The 13,197-nt window shown below is 35.6% G+C and carries 8 protein-coding genes; 6 read left to right on the forward strand and 2 right to left on the reverse strand.

Features of this window, described 5'->3' with window-relative positions; all coding sequences use genetic code 11:
• The first annotated feature begins 48 nt into the window (after positions 1–48).
• Positions 49–1,500, forward strand: a complete 1,452-nt coding sequence (locus tag GWJ01_RS16155; protein WP_161711303.1) for an AMP nucleosidase — start codon at positions 49–51, stop codon at positions 1,498–1,500.
• 90 nt (positions 1,501–1,590) lie between these two features.
• Here the strand turns inward: GWJ01_RS16155 and GWJ01_RS16160 are convergent, their stop codons facing one another.
• On the reverse strand, positions 1,591–2,583 hold the full coding sequence (locus GWJ01_RS16160) for a tyrosine-type recombinase/integrase (RefSeq protein ID WP_161711304.1): 993 nt from the start codon (positions 2,581–2,583) through the stop codon (positions 1,591–1,593).
• Positions 2,584–2,923: 340 nt separating this feature from the next.
• Positions 2,924–3,958, reverse strand: coding sequence for an isoaspartyl peptidase/L-asparaginase family protein (locus GWJ01_RS16165; protein ID WP_161711305.1), 1,035 nt, complete (start codon positions 3,956–3,958; stop codon positions 2,924–2,926).
• An 853-nt stretch (positions 3,959–4,811) separates the two neighbouring features.
• Between GWJ01_RS16165 and GWJ01_RS16170 the strand changes: the two genes are divergently transcribed.
• The 5 genes from GWJ01_RS16170 (at position 4,812) to GWJ01_RS16190 (ending at position 13,171) form a co-directional block, all read left to right on the forward strand.
• Entirely contained in the window at positions 4,812–5,885 is a 1,074-nt protein-coding gene (locus GWJ01_RS16170; RefSeq protein WP_161711306.1) for an HlyD family secretion protein, read from the forward strand.
• Between the two features lie 8 nt (positions 5,886–5,893).
• A complete protein-coding gene (gene rbbA / locus GWJ01_RS16175) occupies positions 5,894–8,650 on the forward strand; it encodes a ribosome-associated ATPase/putative transporter RbbA (RefSeq protein ID WP_202611267.1) in 2,757 nt (918 codons plus the stop codon).
• Positions 8,651–9,778, forward strand: a complete 1,128-nt coding sequence (locus GWJ01_RS16180) for an ABC transporter permease (protein WP_109402322.1) — start codon at positions 8,651–8,653, stop codon at positions 9,776–9,778.
• A gap of 269 nt (positions 9,779–10,047) precedes the next feature.
• Positions 10,048–10,437, forward strand: a complete 390-nt coding sequence (locus GWJ01_RS16185) for a hypothetical protein (protein WP_109402321.1) — start codon at positions 10,048–10,050, stop codon at positions 10,435–10,437.
• Positions 10,424–13,171: a phage tail protein gene (locus GWJ01_RS16190; protein ID WP_161711308.1), complete on the forward strand. Its 2,748-nt coding sequence runs from the start codon at positions 10,424–10,426 to the stop codon at positions 13,169–13,171. Before GWJ01_RS16185 ends, GWJ01_RS16190 begins: the two co-directional genes overlap by 14 nt.
• Positions 13,172–13,197 lie beyond the last annotated feature (26 nt).

Below are 13,197 nucleotides of genomic sequence, written 5' to 3' on the forward strand. Positions count from 1 at the left end.
TTCTTGCTATTATGGTTATAAATTAATAATAAGTAAGAGGCTCTTTTTATGTCGCAACCTCATCACCTTGAAATCCAAGCAGTTATTACCAAACTAAAAGAACAATATCAAAATGCTGTTGATGCATTACGTAATGCAATTGTTGATTACGCACAAGATGGAAAATTACCCGATGTAAAACAAAGAGCTGAAGGATTATTTGCTTATCCTCAATTAACGGTATATTGGTCTGGTGAAACAAAAACAGAAGATAAAACGAGAGCTTATGGGCGTTTATCTCGCTCAGGAACTTATTCTACCACTATTACTAATCCCGCTTTATTTGAAAATTATTTATCAGAACAATTGCAACTTATTGCTGATGCCTACTATACAACTTTTGAAGTCAGCGCCTCAAAACAAGAAATCCCTTATCCTTTTGTCATTGATGGAACAGGCATTGGCTTTGATAGAAAAATGAGTGCTTCTTTAGCTAAATATTTCCCGACAACTGACTTATCTAAAATTGGTGACGAAGTTACTGATGGATTAATTTTTGATAGGGATGTTTTACCACTTTCTCATTTTGATGCTTTACGTACAGATTTTTCATTGGCTCGTTTAAAACATTACACAGGTACATTACCTGAAGATGTTCAACCTTATATTTTATTCACTAACTATAACCGCTATGTTGATGAATTTGTTCGTTGGGCTTGTGAACAAGTCGCAGACAAAAATAGTCCATATTGCGCGCTTTCTTGTGCTGGCTTTCAGCAAATTACGGCTGAAACTGTTGATCCTGAAAAGTTAATATCCGATTTAACTTGGAAAAAATATCAAATGCCAGCCTACCATTTAATTGCAAAAGAAGGTCCAGGAATAACATTAGTTAATATTGGTGTAGGGCCTTCAAATGCAAAAACAATTTGCGATCATTTAGCTGTTTTACGCCCTCATGTTTGGTTAATGATTGGCCATTGTGGTGGTTTACGTGAAAGCCAACAACTTGGCGATTATGTATTAGCGCATGCATATTTACGTGATGATCATATTTTAGATGACGTATTACCACCTGATATTCCAATTCCTAATATTGCTGAAGTGCAGCGCGCGCTTTACGATGCAACAAAAATAATTAGTGGAAAACCGGGGCATGAAATAAAACAAAGATTAAGAACAGGAACTGTTGTAACAACAGACGATCGTAACTGGGAATTACGTTTTTCTGTCTCAGCTAGACGATTTAACTTAAGTCGTGCCGTTGCTGTTGATATGGAAAGTGCAACAATCGCAGCACAAGGTTATCGTTTTAGAGTTCCTTACGGCACATTATTGTGTGTATCTGATAAACCTTTACATGGTGAAATTAAATTACCCGGTCAGGCTAATCATTTTTATGAAGGTGCAGTATCAGAGCATTTACAAATTGGTATTGAATCTATTGAATTGCTTAAACAAGAGGAGAGTAGCTTACATTCTCGTAAATTGAGAACTTTTAATGAACCGCCTTTCAGATAAATTTTAAGTAACAATAAATCCCAAATTATAATTAATTCAATGATTTGGGATTATTATTAAATTTTATCAAAAGTAAATTATTTAAAAAACTTAAAAACGTAAATGTCTAGCTGCTTTTCTTAGTCGATCATCGCCACGCCTATCGTAACGTTGAGTCGTCATAATACTGGCATGTCCCATGGCATCTTTTACAGTGACAATATCTTCACCATTATCAAGCATTGCAGAAGCAAATGTTCTTCGTAGATCATGAGGAGCAAATTTATCAATACCACTTTCTTGTTGTCGAGTTTCTAAAATATAGTAAATAGCTTGATCGGTGATCCGCTCATCGGTGACATCATCAAATCGGCGAATACGAGTGAAAAGAGGACCATCTTGTGTGCCTCTTATTTCATCAATCCATAGTTGAACGCGATCCCAAGTATCATCGGGCATATAAGATATACGTTCTTTATTACCTTTACCTCTAACAAGAAAAGCTTGATCTCGAAATTGAATGTGCTCGTAATTGATCGCCACTATTTCTGAACGACGTAATCCACAGCCTAATAACACACTTAATATTGCAGCATCTCTTAAACCTTTCGATGAATTGTCTTTTTCACAATTTCTGAATAAAGCACGAATTTCACTACTAGTGAGTGCTCGGCCTTTAGGTAATCGACTTCCTCTTACCGATTTAACTTGGCGGATATGCTGATAACTTTCAGTATCCATTTGTTTCATTGCCCAAGCTTCTAAAGCAACACCTTTTAACGCAGCAAGATAAGTATTGATAGTGGCAGGAGCCTTATTGGCATCAGATAACATATCAATAATAGCTTGAATATGATGACGACGAAGTGCTCCCCATTGGCAATTTTTAAGAGAAGAAAAACCGATCATCTTAGCAACAATAGTTAAAAACGATCCCATTGTTTGACGACTACGTTTTGAACCCAAACTCATTAAATATGCCATTGCAGGATTAGTATGAGCAGGCGAGGTGAATGTTGTATTAAGATCCAATAATGCTTGTTTTTCAGACAAAACTAGCGATGTTTCAGGTGTTAACTCCTGATCGTCGTGGTGAAATTCCACTATGATTTCCTTATTAAATCAACATAACCATGATGAATATTCTAACAGATCCAAAAAAGAAAAAAGCTACTTTTTCAAAGGATCATTTTAATAAGTAGAAACGATCTTGTTTGTTTTGTCATCGATTTGATTGCTTGATGAGCACTTTTGGGGTAAATAACGATCAAGTTAAGTTAAGGAAAAAATAGTGATAAATAACGTTAAGAAAAAAAGTAAGGAATAATAGGAGGAAAAGGGAGATTAGGCCATTTTAGCACCCAAAATTTTCACTTTTTATCGACTTGAAAATAATGAAGATAGCAGTAAAAATCGGGTGCTAAATAATCAATAGCTATTTAAATCACTCTTTATAAATTGCGACAACAGGTTTTCCGTCATTACCAATTGTGCCACGATACATACCTTCAGAATTAAAACTCATTGTGTAGTTACCTGTTTTATCTAATACGATAACACCACCACTACCATTAATGGCTTTAACTTCATCAAGTGCATTTTGAGCGGCTTCTTCTAAAGGTAAATTTTTATAATTAACTTGGGCTGCAATATTGAAGGCAGTTAATGTTCTGATAAACATTTCACCAGATCCTGTTGCGGATACAGCAACGGTTTCATTATCAGCATAGTTACCCGCTCCAATAATTGGGGAATCACCAACTCTACCATAACGCTTGTTTGTCATTCCTCCCGTAGAAGTTCCCGCTGCTAAATTACCATGTTGGTCAAGAGCGACTGCACCTACGGTGCCATATTTATAATCGTACATCATAGGATCAGCAAAAAGGGCGGCTGTTTTACCATCATGGTCTAAAACAACTTGTTCTTTTTCTATCGCTTTTTGAAGTTGTTGCCAACGATGTTCAGTTCTAAAATAGGAAGGATCAACAATAGTAAGTCCTTGTTCTTTAGCAAAAAGATCGGCACCATTTGATACCATCATAACGTGTGGGCTTTTTTCCATCACCGCAATGGCTGCGTTAATTGGATTTTTAACCGTAGTTACACCAGCAACAGCACCAGCTTTACGGGTTTTACCATCCATAATAGAAGCGTCAAGTTCATTACGACCATCATGGGTAAAAACGGCACCTTTTCCTGCATTAAATAATGGTGAATCTTCCATAACATTAATGCATTTTTGAACGGCTTCTATGCTAGTGCCTCCACTATTTAAAACAGCATATCCTGCATTTAATGCTTCGGTTAGTTTCTCTTTGTACTCTTTTTCTTGCTCTGGCGTGATAGTGTCTTTAGTGATTGTTCCTGCACCACCATGAATAACAAGGCGAATTGGTGTGTCGATATTTGCAAAAACAGAGGTAGCAAATAGAGTGCAAAGTGTCATTGTGGCGAGTTTATACTTAATATTATTCATATAACCCTTCTTGTTTTTAATTAAAATTGATTTGATATCATCATATGGATTTTACGATCTTGATCTTAAATTCTAATTAATTGCATCAACGTACTTTGATAACTAACGGCAATAATCACTATATAAAAAGTTTAAGACATAAGTGGTCTGAACACTCAATTTTCTTTTTAATTTGTCGATCTTCATCATGTAATAGTTTTCTTTTATTTTTTAATTGGAAAAATCAACACGTTATATTTTTTAGTTTTTTTTTCTTAAAGAAGGGAATAAATATAAATCGTAGCTAATAATATTTTTTAAAAACAAAAATAATAATGCTATTTTTACTTTTTATTTTTATTTTTATTTTATATGATGAGATTTAAAATATAAAATTTATTAAATTATATGATAAATACATTTTTTGATAATTTTAAATTAGAGAAGAATTCAATTTAAAATTGAATTCTTATGAAAAAATTAAGTAATGTTTTAATATTAACGAGCAGTTGATAACTATTCGTTATTATTTCATTTGTATTTGAATGTAACGAAAATGGATTTTCTATATACAATTTGTGTGTTTCCTTGAATAATCAAAAATAGATGGTGGATTATGTGATAAAAGTACTACATTAATTTGAGTTAAAGCTCTATTATAATGACATAACATTTATAATTCATAAGGTTAGGGTTTGAAATTTTATTTTTTTTATAGTGAGTGAGTTAGCTTTATCAACACAAATGAACTATTTTTAAATAGATATAAAATAAAAAAACTAATACGTCTCATTGTTTAACTATTTTCTTACATACAGCGGATAAACATATTTTTGGTATTCTTTTATGGCTAAAGGAAGGTTAAATAATTTATATGAAAAATCAAAAAAAGAGTCGTTTTTTTGTTTATAGCATCATTCTCGTCGCAGTTGTTGCTGCGGGAGTTTTTTGGTGGAAATCTCAAGCGCCAACACTTCCTTCAGGATTTGCTCAAAGTAATGGGAGAATAGAAGCAACAGAAATTGATATTTCAACGAAAAGTCCGGGAAGAATAGACTCTATTTTAGTTCAAGAAGGTGATTTTGTTAAAGCGGGTGAAGTGTTAGCATACATGGATACTCGAACACTTAAAGAACAACTTCATGAAGTTCAAGCTCAATTAAACCAAGCAAAAAGTAGCGTGGTCACTGCGCAATCTGCATTATCACAACGTAAAAGTGAACAACTTGCAGCCCAAGCAGTTGTTCGTCAACGTATTGCTGAGCTTGATGCCGCACAAAAAAGACTTAACCGTTCTCGTGCATTAGTAAAAACGAATGCCATTTCTATTCAACAATTAGATGATGATATTGCAAGAACAGAAGGTGCAAGAGCAGCGGTTGAAGCTGCTAAAGCTCAAGAAACGGCGACTATTGCCGCAATAGAATCGGCTAAAGCGGGGATCATTCAAGCCAATACAAAAGTGGATGCAGCAACAGCAACCGAAAGACGTATTCTGGCGGAATTGGATGACAGTATTTTAAAAGCACCGCGTAACGGTCGTGTTCAGTATCGCGTCGCAGAGCCTGGTGAAGTTTTAGGTGCTGGCGGTCGTGTATTAAATATGGTTGATCTAAGTGATGTGTATATGACTTTCTTTTTACCAACAGAAGCCGCGGGTAAAGCTGCATTAGGAAGTGAAGTTCACATTATTTTAGATGCCGCACCTCATATCGTTATTCCTGCTAAAACAACCTATGTTGCCAGTGTCGCTCAATTTACACCCAAAACTGTTGAAACTGATAATGAACGATTGAAACTCATGTTCCGTGTAAGAGCTCGTATTGCTCCTGAATTACTTGAAAAACACCTTGAATATGTCAAAACTGGTTTACCGGGTCGTGCTTATATTCGCTTAGATAACAACCAATCTTGGCCAACTGATTTAGAGGTGAAATTACCACAATGAGTCAAACAATGAGAACGCAAAGTCATTCTCATATCATTGAATTGACTCATGTATCCCAACATTATGGCGATACCAAAGCGCTTGATGATGTGACATTGACTATTCCTGCGGGAAAAATGGTCGGATTAATTGGTCCTGATGGCGTAGGAAAATCGAGTTTGATCTCTCTTATTTCTGGTGCGAGAGAGATTCAAACAGGGCAAGTAATTGTTTTAAAAGGAGATATGAGTGATGTTGAACATCGAAGAGCCGTTTGCCCTCGCATTGCTTATATGCCTCAAGGGTTAGGTAAAAACCTTTATCACACACTTTCTGTTTTTGAAAACGTTGATTTCTTTGGTCGTTTATTTGGGCAATCAAAACAAGAACGGGCAGAACGCATAAATGACTTACTTGAAAGTACCGGTTTAGCGCCATTTAGAGATAGACCTGCGGGTAAACTTTCTGGGGGAATGAAACAGAAACTAGGTTTATGTTGTGCGCTTATTCATGATCCAGAATTGCTGATCCTTGATGAACCCACTACAGGGGTTGACCCATTATCACGGGCACAATTTTGGGAATTAATTAATCGTATACGTAAGCGTCAAAAAAATATGAGCGTATTAGTTGCGACCGCTTATATGGAAGAAGCTGAACGTTTTGATTGGCTGGTTGCTATGGATGCAGGAAAAATATTAGCAACAGGTCACGCGGATGAATTAAAAGCCAAAACTCATACTAATGAACTAGAAGCTGCTTTTATCGAATTATTACCAGAAGAGAAAAAGAAAGATCACCAAAAAGTTATTATCCCGCCAAGAGATAAAAGTGACGATGATACTATCGCCATTGAAGCACAAGATTTAACCATGCGTTTTGGTCAGTTTGTTGCCGTAGACCATGTTAGCTTTCGTATTCCTAAAGGAGAAATTTTTGGTTTCTTAGGATCGAATGGTTGTGGTAAATCAACTACCATGAAAATGCTAACTGGTTTACTAGAAGCCAGTGAAGGGCGAGCCTGGTTATTTGGTCAAGAAGTTGACCCTAAAGATATTGAGACTCGCCGTCGTGTTGGTTATATGTCACAAGCATTTTCACTTTATAGTGAATTGACTGTACGACAAAATCTTGAGTTACACGCCAAGCTTTTTCATATTCCAGAAGAGGAAATTCCTCAGCGTGTTAAGGACATGAGTGAGCGTTTTAATTTAACTGACGTAGAAGAAATAATGCCCGATGGTTTGCCATTAGGTATTCGTCAACGCTTGTCGCTTGCTGTCGCTGTTATCCATAAACCTGAAATGTTGATCCTTGACGAACCCACTTCAGGAGTTGACCCCATTGCGCGAGATATGTTCTGGAACTTGATGGTTGATCTATCTAGACGTGACGGTGTCACTATTTTTATCTCAACTCACTTTATGAATGAAGCAGCGCGTTGTGACCGAATGTCCTTGATGCATGCTGGTAAAGTATTAGTGACAGATACACCTGCAAATTTAGTTAAAAATAGCCAATTTGATACACTTGAAGAAGTCTTTATTGATTATCTTAAAAAAGCATCAGGTGAACAAGAAACACCTGAACTTGATGAAAAAAGCTTGCAGCTTCCTACATCTAGTAATGAAAGTGCAGAAAAAGCATTAAAGCAACGATTTAGCTTACGACGTTTATTTAGCTACAGTATTCGTGAAGGTATGGAGTTACGCCGAGATCCTGTTCGTCTTACCTTAGCGCTATTAGGTACGGTGATCCTGATGTTTATTATGGGTTACGGTATTAGCTTGGACGTTGAAAACTTACGTTTTGGTATCATGGATAGAGATAAGACAGGGCTAAGTCAGGCATATAGCCAAAACCTTTCAGGCTCTCGTTATTTTATTGAAAAAGCACCAATCACAGATTATGACCAACTAGAAAAGCGACTACGTAGTGGTGATATTACAGTTGCGATTGAAATTCCACCCAATTTTGCACGAGATGTTGCTAAAGGTCATACGGTAAAAATAGGTGTTTGGATTGATGGTGCAATGCCTAATCGGGCTGAAACTGTTCGTGGTTATATTCAGGCAATGCATTCAACATGGATGCTCGATATGGCTATGCGTCAACCCACTAATGTGGTTGATAAGTTGGCACCTATTAATATAGAAACTCGCTATCGCTATAACCCTGATGTAAAAAGTTTACCCGCAATTGTACCCGCAGTTATTCCTCTTTTATTAATGATGATCCCTGCAATGTTAAGTGCGTTGAGCGTCGTTCGTGAAAAAGAGCTTGGTTCTATTATTAATCTTTATGTTACCCCCATTACCAAAGCAGAGTTTTTATTAGGTAAACAATTTCCTTATATCTTATTGGGCATGTTTAACTTTTTTATGCTCTGTGCGCTTTCGGTCTTTGTATTTGGGGTGAATTTTAAAGGGAGTATGTTAACGCTTTCTTTAGGGGCATTACTCTATATCACTATTGCTACAGGAATGGGATTACTTATTTCTTGTTTTATGAAAAGTCAGATTGCTGCCATTTTTGGTACTTCAATTATTACCTTAATTCCAGCAACGCAATTTTCAGGAATGATTGATCCTGTTTCGTCACTGGAAGGTATCGGTAAATGGATAGGGCATATTTATCCTACATCTCACTTTTTAACTATCTCTAGAGGGACATTCTCTAAAGGATTAAACCTTTTTGATTTACCTTGGTCTTTTATTCCTTTGCTTATCACTATCCCAATTGTTATTGGGTTGAGTGTCTTTTTCTTGAAAAAGCAGGAGGCTTAAATGTGGCGCACAATCCAAAATGTGTTTAATTTAGGCGTAAAAGAGCTACGCAGTCTCTCTCGTGATAAAGCGATGCTGGCATTAATTGTATTTGCTTTTACGGTATCAATTTATTCATCAGCAACTGTTACACCTGGCTCATTACATCACGCGCCAATAGCTGTTGCTGATCAGGATAAATCACAGCTATCTGCACGTATTGTAAATAGTTTTTATATGCCTTATTTCTTGCCTCCAGCCGATATTACTCCTGAACAAATTGATGGTTTGTTAGATAGAGGGGCTTATACCTTTGCACTCGATATTCCGCCTAATTTTCAGCGCGATCTTTTAGCCGGTCGTAAACCTGAAATACAAGTTAATATCGATGCAACCAGAATGAGCCAAGCTTTCCTAGGTAATAGCTATATTCAAAACATTGTAATGGGTGAAGCAAAAACTTTTTTAGCGAAAAATAGGACTAACGATCCACTACCTGTTGATTTGGAAGTTAGAATGAGTTTTAACCCAAACCTAACACAATCTTGGTTTGGCTCTGTTATGGCAATTATCAATAATATCACTATGTTATCGATAGTATTAACAGGGGCTGCATTAATAAGAGAGCGAGAGCACGGCACCATTGAACACTTATTGGTTATGCCTGTAACTCCTTTTGAAATTATGCTTTCTAAGATATGGTCAATGGGATTGGTTGTATTATTGGCATCAGCTATGTCGCTGGTATTAGTCGTGAAATCTCTACTTCATGTTCCTATTGAAGGCTCTGTTTTACTGTTTATGTGTGGTGTTGCTTTAAGCTTATTTGCGACAACCTCGATAGGTATTTTTTTAGGAACAATGGCACGCTCAATGCCCCAATTTGGTTTATTGATGATTATGGTATTATTGCCATTAAATATGTTATCAGGAGGGATGACATCACGAGAAAGTATGCCTCAGTTTGTACAGGATGTAATGCAAACAATGCCAACCACACACTTTGTTAGCTTAGCGCAAGCTATTTTATATCGTGGTGCTGACTTCTCTATTGTGTGGCCACAATTCATTATCTTAATTGTTATTGGTTCGGTGTTTTTCTCATTAGCATTATTACGTTTTAGAAAAACCATTTCGGCGATGGCCTAATAAATTTAAATATTAATCGATAAATTAACCTATTTTCTTCTATTATTAAATATAGAAGGGAATAGGTTTTTTATTAATTTAATTATCTAATGTTGGTGTTTTTACTTAACGAAGAGATTTCATAAATAATATTTACTAAGGTAAATAATACATTAAAGATAAGATGTTAAGTAAAATCCAGTAATAAACAACCTTATCCATTATTAGAGTAATGAGATTAATATATTTTTATTGATTATCTTAAATATATTTTAAATAAGGCTAATTTTATGAAAATAATGAAGATATTAAAAACAGTAATAGGAGAAAGGAAATTTAATAAAGAAGAACAAATTGGCATAGATATAATGGATATTAAACCAATTAGAGATAAATTATATTTACCTTACTCCATAAATGCCTGGTATACCACAACACTTAATGAACCAATAACGTTTATTCAACTTCCTACTGCTATATCTGGCTCTCAGATTTTACTTCATATGACGCAAGGTTCAGGCGCAAATCAAGTCGTTTTTATTGATGAAGTATTATGGCCTTTAGGTCGTAAGCCTCTCTTATCTTGGAATAAAAATGCTATTGATATGATTCAATTTATAGCCCTTAACGGGACGTGGTTAGGGCGATTTATTGGTGGAGGTATGCATGTATCAGAATGACAATTTAATGTCTGTCTATAATTTGTTATTTGGGCACCAACGTTTTCTTGATAATAATACCGGTTTAACAATAGATAGAAGTAAACAGCACTTTGTTTTTAATCCTGATGGTGTTTTATCAAATAATAGGCATACAATCGGATATACACGCTTAGAGTCACAACCTAATGGAGATGCAACAACTGAAGGTCAATCTTTACAAATATTAGGTTATCTCTATGTATATAAAGCAACAAAAGATAAGTATTGGCTAGATAAGGCAATCTGGTGTTTTGATGCCTATATTAAATATTTCTATCAAGGCCAAGAAATACCCGACCCTCCCCATGATAGATGGTTAAGTCAATGGATTATTAATGGTAAAGAGCCTACTTTATCTAATTGGCCAATTAACTTTGATGAACCCACTAATTCAGGATTTATTGATACTGAAATTATGTTTGTTGATGGAACATGTCAAATACCACACGGAGCGCCTTATTGGGGGGAATATCTTGATATCGTGACACAAGCTTATCGTGGCGTATTATCTTATCCTAATATAAATGCCCGAGTTGTTGAACTGAATAATGATGGAAGTATTAATTGGAGCCAAAAGGGTGAGTCTGTTGAATTAGCATGGTTGATTGATTTATATGGACGAAAAATTGATAACCAAGGCCATATTTTAGAAGAAAGAGCAATTGAACCTAAAGGTTATGTAAAAATGGCATCGCCAATTAATGGATTATGGAAATTGTGTCATGCCAATATTCAGCCTGTTGAACAAGGCGGCTTTCTGATAACACGAAATATGGCATGGCATAATCGACCACTCAATATTCCTATTATCGATAAGCGAAATTATGGTAATGCTGCTGATGCTGAAGAATGGTTTTTAGAGGCAAGTTATACATTATGGAAAATAACGAACGAACGCCGTTATTGGTTAGCTTGGCGAAACAGTGCATTAATGTGTATGCGATATGCGAATATTGATTCTAACGATAAGTTTTTCAGGCAATCGACCACTGAGTTAAGTCCATTTACTGATGGGATTTCCTACGAGTATCACTACCCCAAGAGCCGTCATATCTCTCTTGATAGAAATAAACAAGGTTTTATTCGAATAGAGACAGATGGAAAAGCAGTAGTGACTTTAGAACAACAAAGTATTTCAAAGAAAATTGATCAGAACTCTAAAATAACTATTAATGTAGGGGGAGTCGATAAAAATAAAGTACCATTAAAAGTCAGAATTAATATGGATACTACTTCACAAAGAAATAGTGATGTTGTGAAAAATTGGTTTTTACACCTTCCTCATACCTCTATTAATAATGACGTTATAAAGTATGAATTTAATGTAAGTTCATTTGTTCAAAAAAATAATGATATTGAATATCTTACAGTTAATGATGTGGGATATATTAAACTCGACGAAGATATCGAAACTTCATTTGAGTTCAAAGATAATATTATTGATGGTCGTTCAGCCACTGTACAACATGTGCGGCTCAAAGAGAACAGTAAAATAATGGTGGGTTTTTGGTTAACAACTGAAGGAAAGGCGATACCAACATCATTTACGTATAAATTGGATAGAGATAAATGGAAAATCATTATTTACGATGCTTATCTCTGGCGTTGGTATTGGATATTACCTATGACGAAAGATCAGTGGTCTACTATTCAATTAACGCCTGAAACACTTATATTAATGGATTATCAGCCTTATTATTCAGGCAATGAAATTAAACCTACACATCCGAATTTACAAGCAGTCTCTAGTGTCACTCTTGCTATTTATGAACTTGAAGAAGGCGATAGTTCAGAAATCACTTGGTATTGCTTTAACGATATACCAACTCATTTTAATGATCTTGATGGTTGGACACATAAGTTTTCAATCACTCTATCCGGTAATGATAGTTTTGAAGGGCTGATTGGTGATTGTGACATTAGCTATAATGACCTCAATAAGCTCGCATATACACCTGGCGTTATTCCTTTCTCCAATAATTCTACAAAAGATTCATCTCAATTCGATTCGTGGCGTGGATTACCTTATCCCGGTTATCAACATCCATTTATTTATATTTATGAAGAAAATGCGCAGATACATTTAGAAAATATGTGTCAGTTTCTGTTTGATGCTCAGAAAGCTTATGAAGATAAATTTAAGATAAAAGGACCCGTCGCGATGGCATATGTGTGGAACCGATGGGATAACATTGAGTATGGTGAGGCAGATACCTTTACTTTTAATCATTGGGGTAGTGATGCATGGGCTGGCTATCAACCTCGTGCATTCGCTTCTGCTGCCAGAGCGTGGTATGAATTAGTTTTATGTCAGAAAAGCATTCCTGAAAACCTTATTCAATTTACAAATAATTGGGTTGATTATCTTATTCATTTCTTCGAAAAAGCCGGTGGATTTCCTTGTGAATTTCCTGCTGACTCGCCACCGCCAGAAAATCGAAATTTTGTCGGTCATATGACAGGATTATGGCTATGTGGTCTCTGTTTTGCTTCTTTGTCTGGATGTAAAAATAACAAGCTAGATTGGATCATTGAAAAGTCTGTTACTGAACTTATTGAACACTATCACGTGGTGTCTCCGACAAGCCCAATGAATGGCAGTTGGTCCCCAGCAGTCAGAAAAGGAAGTGATAATGGGATGTTTTATGGTTTCTGGTCAGGTGAGATCTTACGGGGATTAGGTATGTATATATTGTATAAACAAGAAAGCTGATTAATAAATTAACCTTGCTTATTTTC

Source organism: Proteus sp. G2618, from assembly GCF_009915995.1.
Classification (GTDB): domain Bacteria; phylum Pseudomonadota; class Gammaproteobacteria; order Enterobacterales; family Enterobacteriaceae; genus Proteus; species Proteus terrae.